The 22230-nt window shown below is 39.3% G+C and carries 21 protein-coding genes; 17 read left to right on the top strand and 4 right to left on the bottom strand.

Going from position 1 to position 22230, the window contains the following annotated elements; all coding sequences use genetic code 11:
• Nucleotides 1–3 precede the first annotated feature (3 nt).
• From CR194_RS20280 to CR194_RS12070, 5 genes are all read left to right on the top strand, one after another.
• On the top strand, nt 4–174 hold the full coding sequence (locus CR194_RS20280; RefSeq protein WP_158282250.1) for a hypothetical protein: 171 nt from the start codon (nt 4–6) through the stop codon (nt 172–174).
• A 160-nt stretch (nt 175–334) separates the two neighbouring features.
• Nucleotides 335–1543, top strand: coding sequence for a M24 family metallopeptidase (locus CR194_RS12085; RefSeq protein ID WP_110609894.1), 1209 nt, complete (start codon nt 335–337; stop codon nt 1541–1543).
• A gap of 121 nt (nt 1544–1664) precedes the next feature.
• Nucleotides 1665–2864, top strand: coding sequence for a cystathionine gamma-synthase family protein (locus CR194_RS12080; RefSeq protein WP_110609893.1), 1200 nt, complete (start codon nt 1665–1667; stop codon nt 2862–2864).
• A 36-nt stretch (nt 2865–2900) separates the two neighbouring features.
• On the top strand, nt 2901–3947 hold the full coding sequence (locus CR194_RS12075) for a homoserine dehydrogenase (protein ID WP_110610011.1): 1047 nt from the start codon (nt 2901–2903) through the stop codon (nt 3945–3947).
• An 18-nt stretch (nt 3948–3965) separates the two neighbouring features.
• A complete protein-coding gene (locus CR194_RS12070) occupies nt 3966–5417 on the top strand; it encodes an aldehyde dehydrogenase family protein (RefSeq protein WP_110609892.1) in 1452 nt (483 codons plus the stop codon).
• A gap of 23 nt (nt 5418–5440) precedes the next feature.
• Here the strand turns inward: CR194_RS12070 and CR194_RS12065 are convergent, their stop codons facing one another.
• Nucleotides 5441–6370 carry an EamA family transporter gene (locus CR194_RS12065; RefSeq protein WP_110609891.1) on the bottom strand — a complete coding sequence of 310 codons (930 nt, stop codon included), beginning with the start codon at nt 6368–6370 and terminating at the stop codon, nt 5441–5443.
• A gap of 127 nt (nt 6371–6497) precedes the next feature.
• Nucleotides 6498–7355, bottom strand: a complete 858-nt coding sequence (locus CR194_RS12060; protein ID WP_110609890.1) for a DegV family protein — start codon at nt 7353–7355, stop codon at nt 6498–6500.
• A 459-nt stretch (nt 7356–7814) separates the two neighbouring features.
• Between CR194_RS12060 and CR194_RS12055 the strand changes: the two genes are divergently transcribed.
• The 5 genes from CR194_RS12055 to CR194_RS12035 all read left to right on the top strand — a co-directional run bounded on the left by CR194_RS12055 (nt 7815) and on the right by CR194_RS12035 (nt 12341).
• Nucleotides 7815–7988, top strand: coding sequence for a hypothetical protein (locus CR194_RS12055; protein WP_233254332.1), 174 nt, complete (start codon nt 7815–7817; stop codon nt 7986–7988).
• The gene (locus CR194_RS12050; RefSeq protein WP_110609888.1) at nt 7981–8562 is read left to right on the top strand and encodes a Fic/DOC family protein; all 582 of its coding nucleotides are present in this window, start codon (nt 7981–7983) and stop codon (nt 8560–8562) included. The genes CR194_RS12055 and CR194_RS12050 overlap by 8 nt, the downstream gene beginning before the upstream one ends.
• Before the next feature lie 176 nt (nt 8563–8738).
• Nucleotides 8739–9512 carry an alpha/beta fold hydrolase gene (locus CR194_RS12045; RefSeq protein WP_110609887.1) on the top strand — a complete coding sequence of 258 codons (774 nt, stop codon included), beginning with the start codon at nt 8739–8741 and terminating at the stop codon, nt 9510–9512.
• A 2-nt stretch (nt 9513–9514) separates the two neighbouring features.
• Nucleotides 9515–11113, top strand: coding sequence for a UDP-N-acetylmuramoyl-tripeptide--D-alanyl-D-alanine ligase (locus tag CR194_RS12040; RefSeq protein ID WP_233254331.1), 1599 nt, complete (start codon nt 9515–9517; stop codon nt 11111–11113).
• A 31-nt stretch (nt 11114–11144) separates the two neighbouring features.
• Nucleotides 11145–12341 (top strand): D-alanine--D-alanine ligase family protein, encoded by a 1197-nt coding sequence (locus CR194_RS12035; protein WP_110609886.1) that lies wholly within the window; start codon nt 11145–11147, stop codon nt 12339–12341.
• A 104-nt stretch (nt 12342–12445) separates the two neighbouring features.
• On the opposite strand, the gene CR194_RS12030 is transcribed toward CR194_RS12035, so the two are convergent.
• On the bottom strand, nt 12446–13150 hold the full coding sequence (locus tag CR194_RS12030; protein ID WP_233254353.1) for a class D sortase: 705 nt from the start codon (nt 13148–13150) through the stop codon (nt 12446–12448).
• A gap of 1 nt (nt 13151) precedes the next feature.
• Nucleotides 13152–14372: a processed acidic surface protein gene (locus CR194_RS12025; RefSeq protein ID WP_158282249.1), complete on the bottom strand. Its 1221-nt coding sequence runs from the start codon at nt 14370–14372 to the stop codon at nt 13152–13154.
• A 196-nt stretch (nt 14373–14568) separates the two neighbouring features.
• Here CR194_RS12025 and CR194_RS12020 point away from each other — a divergent pair, with 196 nt between their 5' ends.
• From CR194_RS12020 to pfkB, 7 genes are all read left to right on the top strand, one after another.
• Nucleotides 14569–15723 (top strand): PQQ-dependent sugar dehydrogenase, encoded by a 1155-nt coding sequence (locus tag CR194_RS12020; protein ID WP_110609884.1) that lies wholly within the window; start codon nt 14569–14571, stop codon nt 15721–15723.
• 350 nt (nt 15724–16073) lie between these two features.
• Nucleotides 16074–18350 carry a glycoside hydrolase family 65 protein gene (locus CR194_RS12015; protein WP_110609883.1) on the top strand — a complete coding sequence of 759 codons (2277 nt, stop codon included), beginning with the start codon at nt 16074–16076 and terminating at the stop codon, nt 18348–18350.
• A gap of 154 nt (nt 18351–18504) precedes the next feature.
• On the top strand, nt 18505–19113 hold the full coding sequence (locus tag CR194_RS12010; RefSeq protein ID WP_110609882.1) for a DedA family protein: 609 nt from the start codon (nt 18505–18507) through the stop codon (nt 19111–19113).
• A 221-nt stretch (nt 19114–19334) separates the two neighbouring features.
• On the top strand, nt 19335–19823 hold the full coding sequence (locus CR194_RS12005) for a DsrE/DsrF/DrsH-like family protein (RefSeq protein WP_110609881.1): 489 nt from the start codon (nt 19335–19337) through the stop codon (nt 19821–19823).
• Nucleotides 19824–20039: 216 nt separating this feature from the next.
• A complete protein-coding gene (locus CR194_RS12000; protein ID WP_110609880.1) occupies nt 20040–20300 on the top strand; it encodes a metal-sensitive transcriptional regulator in 261 nt (86 codons plus the stop codon).
• 260 nt (nt 20301–20560) lie between these two features.
• Nucleotides 20561–21337, top strand: coding sequence for a DeoR/GlpR family DNA-binding transcription regulator (locus tag CR194_RS11995; protein WP_110609879.1), 777 nt, complete (start codon nt 20561–20563; stop codon nt 21335–21337).
• Nucleotides 21315–22226: a 1-phosphofructokinase gene (gene pfkB / locus CR194_RS11990; protein ID WP_110609878.1), complete on the top strand. Its 912-nt coding sequence runs from the start codon at nt 21315–21317 to the stop codon at nt 22224–22226. Before CR194_RS11995 ends, pfkB begins: the two co-directional genes overlap by 23 nt.
• The last annotated feature ends 4 nt before the right edge of the window (nt 22227–22230 follow it).

Here is a 22230-nt window from a genome sequence, read left to right as displayed (position 1 = left end):
AAGGTGCCAAACGGAATACAGATCGGTCTACGGGCTACAGAGCCGCTCAAACGGAATACAGAAGGGCTCAAACCGACTACAGAAGGTGCCAAACGGGATACAGATCGGTCTCCGGGCTACAGAACCGCTCAAACGGAATACAGAAGAGCTCAAACCAGCTACAGAAAGCCCTAAACTGAATATCAAAGATGGCGAAACGATGTTGAATCTTGAATGTGTATTAAAACTGTCCGAAAAACTTCATACACTTTGCACATTACATTCATTCCACTATGTACATATACTTAAAGTAATTAATCTAAATATTCAGAATTAAAGAAAGAGGTGAAGTTCAATGCTACCGTTTGATATTTTAGAGTATCAAAGAAGAATTCATTTAACAAAAATAAAAATGGAAGAGAAAGGGATTGACGTATTATTAATTTCAGATCCTGCAAATATGAATTATTTGACAGGGTATGATGCCTGGTCATTTTATGTACATCAGATGGTGGCCATTATCATTGACGAACCTCAGCCGATTTGGTTAGGAAGATATCAGGATGCCAGCGGAGCAAAAGCTAAAACTTGGATTTATGATGAGAATGTTATTGCTTATCCTGATTATTATGTTCATTCGGAGACCCATCATCCGATGGATTTCATCGGTGAAATATTAACGCAAATTGGGCAGGGGAGACGATCAATAGGTTTGGAAATGGACCACTATTATTTTACAGCTAAAGCATTTGATAGATTAAAGAAAGCTCTACCGAATGCAACCTTTAAAGATGGCGATTTACTAGTCAATAACGTAAGACTCATTAAATCTGATCAAGAAATCGACTATATGAAAAAAGCAGCCATGATTGCGGATCAAGCGATGTTCCACGGCGTAGAAAGTATTCGTGCTGGGGTGAGAGAATGCGACACAGCAGCTAAAATTTATTATCACATGGTCTCTGGAACAGATGAGTTTGGAGGGGATTATCCATCAATTGTTCCATTATTACCATCAGGGAAAAATACAGGCATCCCACATTTAACGTGGACAGATCGAAAGTTTGATGAAGGAGACTCAGTAATTGTTGAACTGGCAGGCTGCTATAAACGATATCACGTTCCATTGGCAAGAACCGTGAGTATCGGTGCTCCCTCCCCTAATTTAGAGAGACTAGCTCCTATCGTTGTTGAAGGGGTGAATGAAGTATTGGAAGCGGCAAAGCCCGGATTAACTTGCGGAGAATTAGAAGAAGTTTGGAGAAAAAGTATTGGGCGCTACGGAATTGAGAAAGAAGCCCGTTTAGGCTATTCCGTTGGTCTTGGCTATCCGCCAGATTGGGGTGAGCATACAGCAAGCATTCGTAAAGGAGATGCAACCGTTTTGCAGCCGAATATGACGTTTCATCTTATTCCAGCACTATGGTTTGAAAACTACGGCATCGAGATCAGTGAAACGTTAAGAATCACCGATCAAGGATGCGAGACATTTACGAAATACCCAAGAGAATTAACAGTGAAACATCCGTTTATTATTCATCAACACGGTGGAGAGATTTCATAGCCTCGTTCAATAATCAGTCGTGAAATATTTCGATGAGTAGATAGTTAGTTTTCTACTTCGTTCAAAGGCGGTGGTCTCAGTTAGTCAAGGTTAATAATACAAAATACGAGGGGGAAACGACATGAAAGAACCAAGAATATCAACTAAAGCGATTTGGGCAGGAGAACAAGATTATCTAGCTTTTGGAGCAACTCAAGTACCCGTTGTGCATAGTGTCTCCTATGGCTATGACGATATGGATGAGTGGTATGACGTGGCGATAGGGAAAAAGGAAGGTCATATTTACGGTCGAAATACGAATCCGACAGTGCAAGCTTTTGAGAATAAAATTCGCATACTTGAAGGAGCGGAAGCGGCCACAAGCTTTTCTACTGGAATGGCGGCTATTAGTAATACGTTAGGCACGTTTCTATTTCCTGGGGATCGAGTCGTATCGATTAAAGATACGTATGGGGGAACGAATAAAATATTCACAGAATTCTTACCGAAGCAAAATATTGAGGTTGTATTATGTGAAACGGGGAATCATGAAGCGATCGAAGCAGAAATTGCTAAAGGGTGCCAAGTTGTTTATTTGGAAACGCCTACGAACCCAACCGTAAAGATCACAGATATTAAACGGATGGCAAAAGCAGGAAAACAAGTCGGAGCAATTGTCATCGTTGACAATACATTTGCTACACCTGTGAATCAAAATCCCCTTGAATTAGGAGCAGACTTGGTTATACACAGCGCGACGAAATTTTTAGGTGGGCATGCTGATGCTCTTGGAGGGTCTCTATGCGGACCAAAGGAATTAGTGGAGAAAGTGTATCACTATCGTGAAATTAACGGAGCGACGCTCGATCCTATGGCGGCTTATTTATTACTTCGAGGCATGAAAACGTTGAAGTTGCGAATTGATAAACAAAATGAGAATGCCATGAAAGTGGCTCGGTATTTAAAAACAGTTGATGGTGTCGAATCCGTGTATTATCCAGGTTTAGAAGAGCATCAAGGTCACGAGATTGCAAAAGAGCAAATGAGTGGGTTTGGAGGAATGCTAAGTTTTTCCGTTAAAGGGGGCGTCGATACTGTCCGCCACTTACTGCCAAAATTAAAATATGCAAACAGAGCAGCTAACCTTGGGGCGGTCGAAACGATTGTTGGGCCGACGCGAACGACAAGTCATGTGGAATGCACCCCGGAAGAAAGAGCAGCAATGGGCATTCCGGAAGGGTTGATTCGCTACTCAGCAGGAATTGAAGATATTGAGGATTTAATTGGAGATTTAGAACAAGCTTTTCAATCACTTCCAGAGCATCTGTTTATCCAAAGGTGAAATCATAAATATGAATAACAGAAGGCAGGTGATTTGATGAACATTGCGTTTATTGGATTCGGTGGAGTGGGTCAGGCACTAGTGAAAATAATCCAAGAACGGCGGGAAAAGTTAAAAGAAGAGTTCAACATGGAGCCTACAATTGTGGCTGTATCAGATATGATGAAAGGATCGGTCTACGATCCAAATGGATTAGATGTAGAAATGTTGCTAGAAACAATTTCAGAACATCATCATTTAGAGCACTATCCAGAGAGCACGTCGACTGTAAAAGGCTGGGATAGTTTGCGAACGATTAGAGAAACGAATGCAGATGTAATCGTTGAAGTGACCTATACTGATGTGAAAACCGGCCAGCCGGCGATTGACCATTGCAAAGCAGCTTTTGAAAACAATAAAAGTGTTGTGACAACGAACAAAGGTCCTGTAGCTATTGCATATAAAGAACTTCATGCTTTAGCAAAGAAGCATCATGTGTTCTGGGGATTTGAAGGAACGGTTATGAGCGGTACCCCCGCCTTAAGGCTTCCGTTTACAACGTTAGCTGGAAATCGGATTTCAGAAATCAGAGGGATTTTAAATGGCACAACAAATTTCATGCTTACTGAAATGGAGAAAGGATTAAGTTACGAAAGTGCATTGAAGCTTGCTCAACGCCATGGATATGCTGAAGCGGATCCCACAAGCGATGTGGAAGGATATGATGCGCGATATAAAGCAGTTATTTTATCTAATGTGGTAATGGACTACCCGATGAAAGCGAATGATGTGAAATGCGTTGGGATAACGAATATTAGCTTAGATCAATTACAGGAAGCCATTTCAAAAAATAAGCGTCTGCGCCTCGTAGCGAGAATCACTCGAGATGGAGAAAAAGTGAATGCCACTGTCAAGCCGGAATTACTGGATATGGATGATTCTCTAGCAACGGTGAGCGGAGCAACTAATGCAATTGTTTATGAATGCGATTTAGCTGGACCAATTATGTTAACAGGTGCGGGAGCCGGTCTGATGGAAACGGGTTTCTCCTTGTTGATTGACTTGATTCACTATCAAAAAGAAAAGGTGATGATGAAAGTATAAGAGAGGTGGTGACCCGCGATGCAAACTAAAGTGCGGACTGAAAAAATGTATATCGCAGGAGAGTGGATCACTGGTAAGAAAATGTTTGACGTGATCAATCCGCAAAATGGTGAAGTGGTTGCCAACGTTCCCACTGCTTCTGTTCAACAGATGTTGACGGCTATTGAACGAGCGGAAGAGGCTTTTCAGAACCTTTCATCTTGGCCTACTCATGAGCGTATCAAGGTTTTGACGAAAGCTGCAAATTATATTGAGGCTCATCACGAGATGTTTGCTGAAACGATTGCTTTAGAAGGAAGTAAAACGATTACTGAAGCACGGGGAGAAGTGAAAAGAGCGATTCAAACCCTACGAATTAGCGGTGAAGAAGCAAGAAGAATGAAAGGCGAAACGGTCAATTTCGATCAAAGAGAAGGTAGTGAAAATCGAACAGGGTACTACTATCGGTTTCCTATTGGGGTCATTGGTGCGATTACTCCCTTTAACGATCCATTAAATTTAGTCGCTCATAAAGTAGGACCTGCACTTGCTTGTGGTAATCCTGTCGTCGTCAAGCCAGCGACAATGACTCCTCTGAGCGCACTCATGTTGGCAAAGGCATTTGCTGAAGCTGGAGTACCTAAAGGATTTCTGTCTGTTGTAACTGGTGCTGGGCGAGAGATTGGTGAACCGCTAGTGACGCATCCCGCGGTGAAAATGGTCTCATTTACTGGTGGATTAGCTGCTGGGAAGAAAATTGCTCACCAAGCAGGTTTGAAAAAAATCGGCATGGAATTAGGATCTAATTCTCCTGTCATTGTCTTGGAAGATGCGTGTTTGGCAGAAGCAGTATCTTCCACTGTATCTGGAGCCTTTTCAGCAGCAGGGCAAAATTGTATTGGTGTCCAACGAATTTTCGTTGCATCTTCGGTGTACGATGATTTCGTTGAGGCCTTTGTGGAAAGAACGAGGGATCTGCAGGTAGGAGATAAAATGGCTGAATGGACGGATGTTGGACCTATGATTTCAGAACAAGAAGCGATCCGGGTAGAAGGGTGGGTTCAAGAAGCAGTTTATGAGGGGGCTGTAATCGAAGCAGGAGGTATAAGAGAGGGTGCGTTTTTCGAACCGACCGTTCTTACACACGTTTCTCATCAATCCAAAATTTATAAAGAAGAGGTATTCGGCCCGGTGGTTATGATCGAATCTGTTGAGAGTTTAAAGGAAGCAGTGAAGTTTTCTAATGAAGTGGACTACGGTTTACAGGCAGGGATTTTCACCAAAAATTTAGATCATGCTTTCTATGCTATCCAGCACTTGGATGTGGGAGGTGTGATGGTAAATGATAGTAGTGATTACCGGATAGATGAAATGCCATTTGGTGGTGTGAAAGGATCTGGGTTAGGACGTGAAGGCATTCGCCATGCGATGAACGAAATGTCTGAACCGAAAGTGGTTTGTTTTAAATTAGGAAATTTGTGGGGAGTGTAAGTAGAGAAGCTGACTGAATTTGATCAGTCAGCTTTCGATATTTGTTGAGGGTATTTGTTGGGGGTCTCTTCAGTAGATCCCTTCCTTTTTTTCACCGTGAGTAACACAGAAAGAATGACAAACAGAATGCCAAGTCCTTGCCAAAAAGTTAGAATGTCTGAGAAAACAGCCACGCCGACGATAATAGCCACAACTGGTTCTACCGTGGAAAGAATCGCTGCACGACTGGATTCCACATATGTCAGTCCGAATGTGTAAAAGGCGTAGGCAAGAACCGTTGCAAACAATGCTAAGCTTAGCCCATTAAGTAATACGCCACTATCAGAGAATGCCGAGGCTTTAGTCCACAATTGACTCGTTGGTAGTAAAAAAAGAGCACCGAACAACATGGAGTAAGCCGTAATCGTTAAGGTATGATACCTGGCACTTACATATTTTCCAAATATACTATAAAGGGCGTAAAAGAACCCTGACGCAATTCCAAACAAAATGGTAGTGAAATCAATCGATAATTGGCCAGTTGGAAGAAATCCAACTGTTAAGCTGCATCCGATCATCATAAGAAATAATGCGATCAGCTTATTTTGAGTAAAAGGTTCGTTAAACGTAAACCGGGAGATTAATGCGACAAATACAGGACCTGTATATAGAAGAACGACAGCAAGAGAGATCGTAGCTTGCTCCATAACTGTAAAGAAAAAATAATTGAAAAAGGCGATACTCACGATTCCTGTTCCGATAAAAAAAGGAACGTCACGAAGTCGAATCACCAACAAAGAACGATTGCTCAACAACAAATATGTAAAAATAAGCACCGCTGAGAATATTAGCCGAATGCCTACGACTTCCCAGGGAGTAAAGCCATACCCATATAAATTTTGTACAAATAAGCCAGTGATTCCCCATAACGCAGCGCCGAGAATGACCATGGCATAAGCAATTTTTTTGTTCAATGTATCAACTCCCCTGGAAATTGGAAAGACTAGAATTACAGTTTAATATGAATATTTAAAAATTGCACCTGTTGTTCATCAAAAAAAGAATCTCACGCTCCAAAGGGAACGTGGATTCTCTTAAGTTCTACTTGTTTTCGTTGTGCCAAATCATAGCAACTGTTCCTTCCCCTGCATGAACGGCGATCGAAGAACTGATCTCACCGATAAAAACATCTAACTTTGGAAATTGTTCTTTGACTTTTACTTTTAGTTCTTCAGCTTTATTTATCACGTTCCCATGCATAATTTGAACTTGGTTTATTTGATGTTTTTCATAGGATTGACCAAGTAGTTCGAGCATACGTTTCACAGCTTTCTTCTCTGAACGAACCTTCTGGAACAGCTCAAACTCTCCCTCAGATGTAATTCGAATAATCGGCTTGATTTGTAATAAGTTTCCGAGTAGAAAAGAAGTGCCCGACATTCGACCTCCTTTATAGAATTGATCGAGACTCCCAAGAAGGATATAGTTCTCTGAACGCTTTGCAGCAGTTTGTAAATCCTTTTGAATGTCTGTCGCTGATTTACCCTGTTCAGCTAGTCCCATTCCTTTTTCAATAAGTGTCGTAATCGCATAAGACATAGAATGTGAGTCCACTAAATGAACTTCGAAACCTGACAAATCTCGTCCTTGAGCTGAGCTGTCATACGTTCCACTTAATTTACGTGATATATGAATCGCTACTGCGGCATCGTAATTTTCTTTTAGTTCTTCATAAAGTTCTGCAAATCTTCCAGCAGATGGTTGAGATGTTTTGGGTACTTCTTTATTTGATTGAATCCGTTCATACAATTCTTCCGTTGTTAAATCCACTCCGTCGTCAAAAGCTTCCCCATTAAAAATAATTGCAAGAGGGAGGACATAAACATCGGGATGTTCTAAGAGTTCCTTAGTCATGTATGCGGTACTATCTGTAACCCACGCAATTTTCTTTTTACTCATATGCTCATCTCACTTTCCTGATATTCCTCATAATAGTTTAATTATACAAGTTTCGAGCTTTTATACCAAGTATTAATTTCAGGTACTAAATTGTAAAGGATTAAAGAAAAATAAGGAGATCCTATTTATCTTCATTTTCTTTCCATCATCAATAGAGAGTCATTTTAATGGTGACATTGATTCACCGTACCTTTATCCAGTTTACTTGTGTAAGCGTTTTTATTCAATCTCTAGCATGGTTCGTAGAAAAAATAAGTGATTGAACCTTGATTTTTTGAGAAAAGGTCATGTTTATTCTAAAAAAAAGAAATGCTTAGCATATGAACGAACGTGTAATTGTAGTATAATATAGGGTAGGGCTTCATTCCCTCAAACTAATTTTAACAACTGCCTACATGGAGTGTAGAACCTAAATAGGATAAATAAGTATTGATATAAAGGGAAGGTGTGGACGTGTCCGTGAGAACTTTAGATCAAGTGGAAACAGCCTTGAGATCTGCGAAAGCCTCTCTAGCTGTGGAAGGTCTGTCATTGAACTCTAAGCAAGAACAGCTTGTGAAAGATCAATTGTTGGGTAGGATTAGTCACGAGGCTTTCATGGAAAAAGCATTGGAAATGTCTTTAAATGAGTAAATACGGTACGGGAGAGTCAAAATATTGTTATCCCGGGACAAGCGTATTAATAAACCATTTTGAGGTTAAAGATGATGAACGTCTGGCTAAATTAGATGCGATTCTTACGTCTAAAAGACTGTCTGAGTTGCAAATAAATCCGATAAAAGGCGATTTTAGTTTCAATCATCTAAACAAAATTCACTACTATTTGTTTCAAGATATTTACCCTTTTGCAGGTGTTTTAAGATCTGAAAATATTTCTAAAGGGAACTTTACCTTTGCGCCTGCGCTTCATTTACAAGAAAGTGGAAATCAGCTATTTAGCAGGCTTCAGCAAGAAATATTTGATCAACGTTCAAAAGACGAAATCTGTCATTTATTAGCTTTTTATATGGCGGAAATTAACGTGCTCCATCCGTTCAGGGACGGAAATGGTCGATCTTGTCGAGAATTTATCCGAGTGCTAGCATTAACTCATGGGTATACGCTTGATTGGACGAAAGTCGATAAGAGAAAGATTCTACAAGCATCCATCGATTCCACAACAAGGCTAGGCCCATTAAAAAAGGTCATGAGTGAGTTGATAGAGTGATAAGGTGTCAGGCGCCGGTAACGGTCGTTTCTGACACCTTCTTTGATGAAAGAGAATATGGTAAAATGATATGCGGTGAAATCGTCTTAAAATCAAGGTGTTAAACGAATCGTATAGAGGGTATTCTCCTTACATAGTTTTTAAATAAGGAATATCAAAAAATAAGGAGCGGAACGATGAAGATTGAATTAAATGATGTGACATTGAACTACCACGTTTCCGGTGAGGGGAAAGAAGTGATTTTACTTCACGGCTGGGGAGCGAATATTCAAGCGTTCGCCCCTATTCACCAAAACTTAGAAAAGAACTTCAAAGTGTATTCTTTAGATTTACCTGGATTTGGAGAAAGTACAGAGCCACCTGAACAATGGGGTATCAAAGACTATACAGAGGTCTTGCGACAATTTATTGAGAAAATTGGCATCACCAAACCGATTTTAATGGGACACTCTTTCGGTGGAAGAATGTCCATTTGTTACTCGGCGACTTATAAAGATGTAGAAAAAGTCATTCTTGTAGATAGTGCGGGGATTAAACCGAAAAGAAAAGCCAGTTATTATCTAAAGGTGTATACGTTTAAGACAGCGAAAAACGTGTTAAAATTGCCAGGGTTAAATCGATATTCCGATCAAATCCTCTCAAAAGTGAAAAAAATGCTAGGCTCTAGTGATTATAAAAGTGCAAGTGGTGTCATGCAGCAAACGATGGTTAAAGTGGTGAATGAAGATCTACAGCACCTTATGCCAGAGATCGATGTACCAACGCTACTTGTTTTTGGAGAGAACGATACGGCTACACCTGTGGCCGATGGAAAGAGAATGGAAGAATTAATTCCTAATGCTGGCCTTGTCGTATTGAAAAATGCCGGGCATTATGCCTATTTGGATCAGTTAAATCAGTTTAATGTGATTATAAACAAATTCTTAGAAGATGATCGAAGGAGCCTATAATTATGTCTATCTTAATGGTCTTATTTATCCTTCTTCTTGCGTCCTGGATTTTACCTGTGACGTTGAAGGTTAAGCAGAGTGTGCACATGCTTCAATTAAATACCTATAGAAACGAACGCTACACGAAATGGATGAATAGCAATCGCGATAAAGTTTTTCATGGCTTTGAAGCGATCTATCTTCTTCCTATCATCCTTGTATTCATGCCTATTCCATCTACGGTGGTATTCGCAATTGGGATCGCAGTATTTATTATTGCTTTTCTAATCTTTTGGAAAAATAAGCCTACTGAGAAGAAAAAACTCGTTTATACGCAGAGAGTTCAGCGACTTTTAGCCATGACATATATTCTATACGGACTGATTGCTTGCGCAGCGATTGTATTAGGAGCTTTCGTTCATTTAGGAATTGTGTTGGTGCTTCTTGGGGCTACAGCAGTAGTTCCATTTTACATGGTGCTTATAGCAAATACGATTAACCTACCAATCGAAGCACGTATTAGCCAAGGTTTCGTAAACGATGCGAAACGTTTACTTAAAGCATCCCCTGACTTGAAAATCATCGGTATCACCGGAAGTTTCGGTAAGACGAGTGTGAAGCATTTTGTTCATGCGGTTCTTTCAACGAAGCACAACGTCTTAATGACTCCGGAAAGTTATAACACGAAGCTCGGTGTCACAAGAACAATCAATGAACATTTAAAACCTTATCACGATATTTTTATTGCTGAAATGGGAGCAAAGCAAGAAGGTGATATCGAGATGATTTGTGAATTAGTCAATCAACAATATGGGATTTTGACGGCTATTGGTGAACAACATTTAGAAACATTTAAAACATTGGATACTATTAAAAAAACCAAACACGAAATTATAGAAACCTTACCTGAAAAGGACGGAGTGGGGATCTTAAATAAAGACGATCAGAATATCACTTCTTATCAGGCGAAAAACCCTTGTCGTAAAATTTATTATGGAGTTGACGCAGAGGAGGTAGATCTTCGCGCATCCAATATTGAATTTAGCGCTAAAGGCATGTCATTTACTGTATCTTACAAGAATGGCGAAGTAGAAACATTTAAAACAAGATTGCTAGGAAAGCACAATGTCTATAATCTTCTAGCGGCCATAGCTATTGGTTTAGAGATGGGCATGACGTTGAAACAAATGGTTCCTGCCGTGAAAAATATCGATCCTGTCCCTCATAGATTAGAATTAAAACGAAAAAGTGGCAACATTACGATTATCGATGATAGCTTTAACTCAAATCCGGTAGGTTCAAAAATGGCCACGGATGTTCTAGGTCGGATGGATGGCTTCAGGATGCTTGTCACTCCAGGGATGATTGAGCTTGGGGACAAAGAGTACGAAATTAATAAAGAGTGGGCCCGTTATGCAGCAGATCATTGCGACTACATTATTCTTGTAGGGAAAAAGCAAACCATTCCACTTCAAGAAGGGTTGAAAGAAGCGGGCTATCCTGCTGAGCAATTTTATGTTGCAGAACATTTACAGGATGCTCTTAAACAAATGCACACTGTGGCAAAGCCGAACACGATTGTGTTGCTAGAAAATGATTTACCCGATACATTTAACGAGTAATGATGAATATGTGGAAAAGGAAGGTGTATGAATGAGAACAAGAGTAGCTGTTATTTTTGGTGGCGTATCTGTTGAGCACGAAGTTTCTGTCATTTCAGCTCTACAGGCGATCCAAAATATGAATCAAGATAAATATGAAATCATCCCACTATATATTTCAAAGGACCGAGTTTGGTTCACAGGGGAAGAAATGCTCGATATTGAAAATTATAAAGATTTAAAAGGACTCCTTTCTAAAGCACAAAAAGTAGTTATGGCCCGAACCGAGGACGGGAAAGTTGTTGTACAGAAAGAGCCGCGCCCCCGTTTCGGTAAAAGTATTCTATCAGAAGTGGACGTGGCATTCCCGATTATCCACGGTACATTTGGGGAAGACGGTGTCTTACAAGGCTTTTTAGAATTACTTAATGTGCCTTATGTGGGTTGTGACGTTCTCTCATCTAGTACAGGGATGGATAAAGTAATTATGAAGAATATTTACCGTGATTCTGATCTTCCTGTTCTTGATTATGTTTGGTTTTATTCCACGCAGTGGACGGAGGATCCGGAAGCCTGGACAACAAAAATCAAAGAAAAATTGGATTACCCTGTGATAGTGAAACCAGCTAATCTTGGTTCAAGTGTAGGTATTAGCAAGGCGGAAAACGAAGAAGAATTAGAAGAAGCCGTGGATTTGGCCTCGAAATTCGCCCTTAAAATAGTTGTTGAAAAAATGGTGCAAAACATGACAGAAGTTAATTGCTCTGTTTTAGGCGATTATGAACATGTAGAAGCCTCTGTTTGTGAGCAAGTATTAGGCAGTGATGAATTTTTATCTTATGAAGATAAATACGCCGGCGGCTCTAAAGACGGTGGTGCTAGTAAAGGAATGGAATCGACGAATCGTGTCATCCCTGCCGAAATAGGTGATGGTAAAACGAAGGAAGTGCAGGAAATTGCTAAGAAATCATTCCAAATGCTTGGTTGCAGCGGTGTATCTCGAATAGATTTCATTATCGACAATGACGCTGACAAAGTTTACATTAATGAAATTAATACGATTCCTGGTTCTCTATCGTTTTATTTGTGGGAGCCAGCAGGCAAGCCATATAAACAAATGTTAGACGAATTAATTCAGCTGGCATTGAAGCGCGAACGAGATCGTGGAAGGCTCATGTTCTCCATTGATTCTAACTTATTCTCGTTACAAACCGGTGGTTCAAAAGGCAGCAAAGGTTCAAAGAGATAGTGACAACATAAAGGTGATTCCAAACAAAAACACGTAAATCCTTCGAGGATTTACGTGTTTTCATTATGTTTTGCAACGTTTATCTAAATGCGTACTGACCCAACTTAAAGTTTATTTTTAGTACCCTTCTTTATTCTTTCTTGGCCCAAAAGTTCTGCTACAAGGACGTAGCGTTCAGGGGCAGCACCTACAAACGTAAACGGATAGCAAGTGGAGACTGTGAGCGTGGCCCGAGGCTTAGGAACGATCACTGTTCGGTCATCTGCATCCACAATGCGGACATTCTTTACTTTATAGGTAAATTCACCGGCTGAGGTTGTCACCACTAACAGATCATTTACTCCTACCTCTCCCAAGTTTCTAAATACGGTATCACGGTGGCCAGCCAGAACAGCATTATCATTCTCACCAGGTAATACACTGCCGGCGTAATGTCCTACCCCTTTTGATAATTCATCTTCATCCGTACTGTGATAGATGGGAAGGGTTGACTCGAGCTTTGGAATATACAATTCTCCCATGAGGTCGCCTTTTTGAGGGCGTTCTGAATACAATGAAGACGGCTGGGCGTCTTCATCCGAATGATTTTCCACTTGTGATTGATGAGAAATTTCAACTTCTCTTTTTTCTTTAAAGAAAGAAGGATCCGTTCTCTCTTGAGCTGACGTCACTTCTCCGCTTTTATAAATAAGATAGCCACTTAAAAATGTAAAAGCATTTGTAGTAGTAAACCAAAGCCCGCCACTAATCATCAGGAAACTAAATGAAAGAAAAATAAATTTCTTCATTCTTCGTTTCTTTCCGTTCATCTTAGGCACCTCGGAATTTCCTAACAAAGACTAGCCCTGTGAGGATCAATGAAAGACCTAATGCTACTTGAACGAATGCGTTCGTTGCTGTTTCTGGAAGCTTCGCACCATGTTCTGTTTTGGTCAAGGGCTTACTTTCTTTCGATTGGTCTTTCGATAGTGGGTGCCCAAGATCTTTTTTCACTTCTATTTGTTCTGCTTGGTTTTCTTCATGTTTTACAATGATTTCTTCTGTTTTAATCAAGTCCTTTCCTGTTTCTTGGACCAAATCAGAATTCAGCATGTCTGCTGTTAATAAAAGATCCGCAAGAAAGTCTCCTTGTTTGTTGTATAGTTCAATCAAAAGATCATAACCATTCGTTGTAGTCATTGTAAAGAGCGTTTCTAGAGAGACTGGGTTCTTCTCTTCACCATTTACAAGATAAAATTTCACATCCATTTCAAAAAGGTCCAGAAGTTGTGTGAAGATATCTAGTAATTCAGCTATTTGACTAGCGCTTAATTCAGTCATACCATCAAAATCTTCAAAAGCAACCAGTCGATCAGCAAGAGCTTCTAACTTATTTAAGAAATCATCAGCATCAACATTAAGTTCTAAAAAATGATTGAACAATCTTTCTATCTCTTCTTCAGTCAGACCGATATCCGTAAACATCGAATCGAACTCAAGATCATCCCACTCTTCTTCTCCATATAAATAGTACCAGACGACCCAATCGAGATCCTCAATGTAGTCGTAGTTTTCGATACTATCATCATTTTCAGCTAAAAGAGCAAGAAGTTCATCATAAGATAGCTCGTATTCTAGTAATAACTCTTCGAGTGATTCGTCAGTTATAGGCGTTAACGTGTAAAAATATAAATCCATATCGACATCATCAAGGAAAGTATATTCCTCCAAGATTGTTTGTCCTTCTTCTAATTCTCCATTATGAATAAGGAGCTTCGTAGCTTCTTCTAATGAAAGCCCATACTCTTGCAGCAAATCATTCAGGTTATCCTCCGTTAACACTGGTCCAAGGAAGGAGTCCAAATCTTCCATGTCCTCAAAATCTTCTAAAACCAAATCATAGAAATCCAAGTATTCTAGTAAATCACTTTCAGTCCATTGAATTTCGTTGAGAAAAGAATCTAACTCTTTTCCGCTTGGAGCGGCCTCCCCAACAGATGGTAATACGACGAACATGAACCCAGCTAATAGCGACAACAATAACCCTTTCACTGCCATTCCTCCTAAAATATTCAATTGTCATTTCTAGAATATTATAATCTGCTATTTTTGAAAAAGATAGCAGAAATTTTGTAATATTTTCAAGTTATTGATTTGATATAAGAGCAAAGAGGGTCTTGATCATTTTTATTGCTAATAAGTACTCGATCATTAGGGTATAGCTTTACTAATATGAGGAGGGTGTATGATGAAAAAACGGTTTATAGTTCTAGTTATATCTGCAGTCATTTTTAGCTCGTGTCAAGCAGGTGAAAATAATGATCAGACGAATTCAGAGAGTGATAATAATGAACAATTACCTCATGTGGAAGAGTCAAATAATGATGGAGGTAATCAAGAAGACCATACAGAAGATGGACAACTGAATGGTAAAACGTCCGAAGATTGGGAAGTGGAGACGGTTGCGAATAATTTAGATGTCCCTTGGTCAGTCATGGTCCAGGAAGATGCGTTCTATATGTCAGAACGAAATGGATCCATAGTCGTAGTCAATGGCAGCGAAATGGAACGACAAGAATTAATGACATCAGACCCAATTGCTCATGAAGGAGAGGCTGGTTTATTAGGATTTGTTCTTGCTGATGACTACGAAGATAGTAGAGAAGGGATTGCATATTATACTTTTGTAAACGAACAAGGCAATTTAATGAACCGAGTAGTCAAAATTGAAAATGATGACGGTTGGGAAGAAACGGAGATTTTATTAGACGAAATTCCCGGAGATCGTATTCATAACGGAGGGCGTCTCGCGATAGGACCAGATAATATGTTGTATGTAACTACAGGGGATGCCAATATACCAGAGGATTCGCAAGATGAAACGAATCTTGCAGGAAGTATTTTAAGAATGACACATAAAGGAGAAGTACCTGAAGATAATCCGTTAGAAGGTTCCTATGTATACAGTTATGGGCATCGAAATCCTCAAGGATTAGCTTGGAATAGTGAAGGAAACCTTTACAGTTCCGAACATGGGCCAGCTGCGCAAGATGAACTGAATCTCATCGAACCGGGTAAGAACTATGGTTGGCCGGTCATTGAAGGGGACGAATCAGCGGATGACATGGAAGAGCCTATCATTCACTCAGGAGAGGACACTTGGGCTCCATCAGGAATCGCTTTTTGGACCGATCACCTTCTCATGACCGGTTTAAGAGGGGAAAGTCTTTATTACTATCATGAAGAAGAAAACAACATCGTACAAATATTTGAAGGCAAAGGTCGCCTTCGTGATGTGAAGGTTGAGGGTAATTCTATCTATATCATAACAAATAATACGGATGGGAGAGGATCCCCTGACGAAGATGATGACAAGCTGCTCAAGTTGACATTGAATGACTAACTTACTGAAGTCTGCCTTTTGGGTAGACTTTTTGCGCCAGGAATCGTTTAAACTGAAATAGATGATGACTTATATGATCGAAATAGCTTTGTGATACAGTTTTATTTAGAAAATGGAGATCGAATAAATAAACATGGTAACGATTTCACATAAAACTGATATTTTTCATTCACTAATTCAAGCAGTCGTCATTGAAAAACATTCGAGATGCTGATGACATAACGATAACAAAAAGATAATCCATATAGAAAAAAGAGCGTATTTTTGATACACTCATAAATATATGAAAAGGTTTTCACACAACTTTAACACTAAAAGAAAGACAAATATATCAGATAGGGTGTGGGAGAATGAGTTGGGTAATCTCAGATAACCGCTTAAATAAAGATCAGCTCCTTGTCAACGAAAGTTTGTTTTCTCAAGGGAATGGATACTTAGGAGTTCGTGGCAATTTTGAAGAAGGATATACAGACAATATGACCTCTATAAGGGGGACTTATTTGAACGCTTTCCATGATGAAACAGCTATTGAGTATGGAGAAAAGCTTCATGCTTTTCCTGAAACTCAGCAAAAATTAGTTAACGTCATCGATAGCCAAACGATCACTATTGACATCGATCAAGAACGTTTCTCTATGTTTGAAGGGAAAATACTTTCTTCAAGCCGTACATTATATCTAGACAAAGGATACTCAGAACGTCTTATTCATTGGTTATCGCCGAATGGGAAAGAAGTGAAACTTTGTTTTCGCCGGTTGATTTCATTTGTGACGAAGGAATTATTTGCTCAATCGATCCATATTGAACCGATTTCTTCCATTGATGAAGTGGTAATTACGTCCACATTGAATGGCGATGTTTCTAACTTTGTAGATCCATCAGATCCTCGAGTAGCATCCGGTCACGCGAAACGCTTACACGTTGTTGACGTAGATCAACAAGAGGATACTCATAGTGTTATCAATGAAACGTATGAAACGAAGCTTCGTGTGTCATGTGTGACGAGAACGGAAATGAAAGCTGAAAATTATAACTACCATATTGAAAAAATGGAATCATCCGTTAACGAAACGTATCGCTTTAACCCAGATCAAACGGTTCAGTTTACTAAATATAATGTATATACGGACACTTACCGTCACGGGGAGAATCTAAAAGAATGCGGGTTAAAATTGCAGGAACAATTGTCATCCGATTCTTTTGAAGAACTATTGACTAAGCAAAAACATTACTTAGATGCGTTTTGGAACAAGTCAGACATTCAAATTACAGGAGATAATGAACTGCAACAAGGCATTCGATTTAACCTTTATCAACTCCTTCAATCTGTTGGGAAGGACTCAGTCAGTAACATTTCGGCGAAAGGGCTCTCTGGTGAGGGATATGAAGGTCATTATTTCTGGGACACCGAAATCTATATGTTCCCTGTCTTTCTAATGACTCAGCCTGACATTGCGAAACAATTGTTGTTACATCGTTTTTCTATTTTAGATGCAGCGAAAGACCGCGCGAAAGAGGTAGGCCATAAAAAGGGGGCGTTATTCCCTTGGAGAACAATTACTGGAACGGAATGTTCAGGATTCTTTCCCGCCGGCACAGCACAATACCATATTAGCGCTGATATTGCCTATAGTTTCGTCCAATATTATCTTGCAACGAAAGATAAGACGTTTTTAAAAGAGTACGGAGCAGAATTATTAGTGGAAACGGCTAGATTGTGGATCGATACAGGACACGAAAAAGATGGTCAATTCCGCATTGATGATGTCACAGGACCGGATGAGTATACATGTATCGTAAATAATAATTATTACACAAATGTTATGGCGAAAAACAACCTTCAATGGGCAGTAAGAGCCTTGGAGATTGTGAAAGGGTATGACGCAGATGCCTACAAACAATTGCTGAATCGTTTATCTGTTACCCAAGTAGAATTGGCTGAGTGGACACGTGCTGGCGAGCGAATGTTTTTGCCATATGATGAGAAGTTAGGCATTCACGCTCAAGACGATACATTTTTAAACAAAGACATTTGGAATATTGAAGATACACCGAAAGAAAAATTCCCATTGTTACTACACTACCATCCTTTAACTTTGTATCGCTATCAAGTATGTAAGCAAGCGGATACGGTTCTCGGTCATTTCTTATTGGAAGATGAAGCAGACATAGAAACGATTAGACAATCTTATGATTATTATGAGAAAGTGACGACGCATGATTCTTCCTTGTCCTATTGTGTTTTTAGTATTATGGCAGCGAAACTAGGTTACGACGAGAAGGCTTATCACTATTTCAATGAAACAGCTAGACTGGATTTGGACAATACCCACAAAAACACGAAAGATGGTTTGCATATGGCCAATATGGGGGGCACATGGTTAGCTCTTGTCTATGGTTTTGCAGGGCTTCGCGTGAAAGAAGAAGGCCTTGCTTTCCAACCTAAGCTTCCAGAAGAGTGGAGTTCCTTACAGTTCCGAGTCCAATATGAGGGAAAAACGCTGTCGGTAAATTTAATGAAAGATACGGTGAAATACGCGTTAATTGAAGGAGATGAACTTTCTCTCATTCATTTAAATGAGAGTGTCACCCTCACCGGTAACAAAACAGTGGAAAAGAAAATGTAAATACTCATTGTATAAAGGCTATACCCTCGGGTGTAGCCTTTTTTTAACATTTAATACCTCGAATTGAAAGGGTTAAAGTTAGCTTTTTACGGGAATAAACTAAAAAGTTCATGATACAGTCGATATTACAAAACATGATAAAGGAGAACAAAAAATGATACAGTTCATTTTAGATGTGCTAAGAGACATAGGTTGGATTGGACTTGGACTAGGTGTTGCAATAGAAGCTCTGTCAATTCCTTTTCCGGCTGCTATTTTTGTTCTTGTATACGGTTATTTGTTAGACCCTTCTTGGGTTGAGATTTTATTGTTTTCTCTTTTTACTTCATTCATTTATGTGGCCGTCAGCTTTGTTCCTTACTATATTAGTATTCGTTACGAAGGTGTGGTCAGAGACAAACTCCCGAAACAAAAAATGCGCTTCGCTCAAAAATGGATTGACCGTTATGGTGATTGGATGATCGCCGTTGGACGTTTTATAGGGATGGGGTATATTACGTACATCGCAGGCCTAGGGAAAATGAACAAAGTGAAATTTGCCATGCTAACTTTTGTTGGTTTTTATCCCTTATCTGTGTTGATGTTTTACCTTGGAACGCTTGGAAATCTAGAAGTGATGGTGGATCGTTTCCAACAAGCACAATGGTTAATATTCACTTTATTAGGTCTTGCCATCAGTATGTATATCGGCTTTCGTTTCTATCGTAGAAAAAAATATAGACAGGAAAATCAAACGAGTCCTTCTCAAGCACCAACGAAATAACAACGCTTAATCGGTCTGTTTATAGCCAATATTCTCTAGAAACATAATAAGGTGAAATCTCATTTGGAGTATGATCAATAGAGGCTCTGTGCCTGCGAGTATTAAGGAAGACTTTCCATAAATTAAAAAAGAAAATCCCTTGACTTTATACCTTAAGGGGTATAGACTATGTATATAGTGTTAAATACCATATTGGGTATAAATAAAGGGAGGAATTTATGATGGCAACAGAAACAAAAAATAATGCGACAATGATCGTATTTGACGGAGATTTAGATAAGGCCATTGCAAGTTTTATCATTGCAACAGGAGCAGCGGCAATGGGGAAACAAGTGACCATGTTCTTTACGTTTTGGGGATTAAATGTCTTACGTAAGGAAGAACATATCGACATTAAAGATAAAAACTTTTTAGAGAAAATGTTTGCAAAAATGATGCCTCGTGGTCCTAAGAAATTAAAACTATCTAAAATGAATTATGGTGGAGTAGGCTCTCACCTAATGAAAAAAATGATGAAAGAACACAATGTTTCCACTCTACCGGAACTAATTGAAATGGCTCAGGATTTAGATGTGAAAATGGTCGCTTGTACTATGACTATGGACGTTATGGGACTTAAAGAAGAAGAATTAATGGATGGAATTGAATTTGCTGGGGTAGCATCTTACTTATCAGAAGCTGAAGATGCTAACGTGAACCTGTTTATCTAATTATTAAATTAACATTCATATGGGCGCTTTACGCTCGGGCTGAGTAATTGCTCGAGCGTTTTGTGAACCTTTATAAAGTTGGAAACTAGTTACATTCATATTGATAGATAAACGAGTTATTCTATAGTATTATGATAAGAGAAACATGGATTAAGTGGATGTACTAACTTTTATGCAATGTCTATGATTGCTTATTAACATAAGGTGGTGGAATAAATGGAATATTCATCAGATATGAAGAATCGCCTGAAGCGTGTAGAAGGCCAAGTTCGCGGTGTTCTCCGTATGATGGAAGAAGAAAAAGACTGTAAAGAAATCATTACTCAAATGACTGCAATTCGTACAGCGATGGATCGGGCAACTGCTTATGTTGTTGCGAGAAATCTTGAGACGTGTTTAAGAAAAGAAGCAGACACAGACGAAGAACGAGAACAAGTTATAGAAGAAGCCATTAAAATGCTCGTGAAAAGCAGATAATGATTGGCAAGAAACCAAGTGATTGCATTTGGTTTCTTTTTTTTGTGTGAAAAGGAATCAAGGCTTGAGTGATTGACTAAAAGCCTATTTATTCATATGTAAATGAAGATTCTTTAACTTTTAACCAATATAATTGCCAAATAAACTTTTAATAGAATGATTGTTTTTGATCGTTTGTGAAATAAATTGATTATTTATTGGTTGATTTTGATTGAATTTTCGTATATGATAACGGTAACAAGAGATGAGGTGTGACATTAATGCTTACTTTTGAGCGATATGAAAAAATATTAAATTATTTAGAAAATAATAAAGTAGCGAAATTAGCTGAGTTGGTTGAAGTCACTGATGCTTCAGAATCAACGATCCGAAGAGATTTAACAATTCTTGAAGGCGAAAAGAAATTAAAGCGTATTCATGGTGGAGCCTCCTTACTTAAAAGCAAAGTGGCTGAACCGTCCATGTTCGAAAAGCAACAGCAATTCACCAATGAGAAAAAACAAATGGGCGAAAGAGCTGCCCAATTTATCCAAGATGGAGACTGCCTATTCATAGACGCAGGAACGTCTACACAAGCGATCATTCCTTTTATTCAAGCAAAAGATGTGGTGATTGTTACAAATGGATTGAATATTATCGAAGATGCCATCCAACATCAGTTTCGAACTTATGTGATCGGCGGTTATGTAAAATCAGGGACACATGCATTTATCGGGAAAGGTGCAGTCGATTCTCTACAACAATTCCGTTTTGATAAGGCATTTATTGGAACCAACGGAGTTGATATTCAATTTGGGTACTCTACACCAGACCCTGAAGAGGCACAAATTAAACAACTAGCAATGAAGCAAGCCTCCCAGTCATTTGTTTTAGCGGACTCATCAAAGTTTGGTGATGCTACATTCGCTAAGTTTGCCAGTTTAGAGGATGCCGTCTTGATAACCACTGAGAGTGATGATCATGTCTATTTCGAAAAAGTTTCAAAAATAGCGAATGTTGAGGTGGTGTCTAACGATGATTTATACGGTAACTCTTAATCCTTCAGTAGATTATTTATTGGAAGTGGAACCTTTTCAAATAGGTGAGACGAACCGTGCAAAAGCACAATCCATGGTACCTGGAGGGAAAGGAATCAATGTGTCAAGAGTGTTGAAACGTTTTGGAATTAGCTCCGAAGCATTTGGATTTACAGCAGGATTCACAGGGGATTTTATTAAAGAAGAACTTAGTAAAGAAGGGATCACTCATCGTTTTATTGAAACGAACGGCCAAACTCGAATCAACGTCAAACTTCAAACGAAGACAGAAACAGAAATAAACGGACAGGCGCCAATAATTGAAAAAGCTCATATTGAACAGTTATTGTCCCAACTCGACATCTTAGAAGTAAATGATGTGCTTGTGTTATCAGGTAGCGTGCCTTCTATTCTTCCTAGTGATATATATAAACGGATCATTGAAAGAGTGAAACCAAAAAACGTCCCTGTCTTCGTCGATACGAGTGGAGCTTCACTTGAATCCGCGGTTCAGGCAAGTCCATTTCTAATTAAACCAAATCAGGATGAATTGGAAGACCTTTATCAAGAGAAAGTGACCGACCTTGGTTCAGCTGTGAAATTAGCTAAAAAAACAATCGAGAAAGGGGTAGAGAATGTACTTGTATCAATGGCTGGAGATGGAGCAGCGTTGATCACGAAGGAAAAAGGTTACGTCGCTACTGTTCCAAAAGGGATCGTAAAAAACTCCGTGGGTGCAGGGGATTCCATGGTAGCTGGTTTCTTATTTGCTCATATGCAAGGCATGGACGTGGAAGAAGCTTTTCGCTTTAGTGTAGCAGCAGGAAGTGCTACCGCTTTTTCTGAAGGATTTTGTACTCTTGAACAAGTGCAATCAATGATTTCCGAAGTATCCATTGACATCATTTAAGAAA

Source organism: Salipaludibacillus keqinensis (assembly GCF_003226325.1).
In the GTDB taxonomy this organism is placed as follows: Bacteria; Bacillota; Bacilli; order Bacillales; family Salisediminibacteriaceae; genus Salipaludibacillus; species Salipaludibacillus keqinensis.
This window is presented reverse-complemented; position numbering and strand designations above follow the sequence as displayed.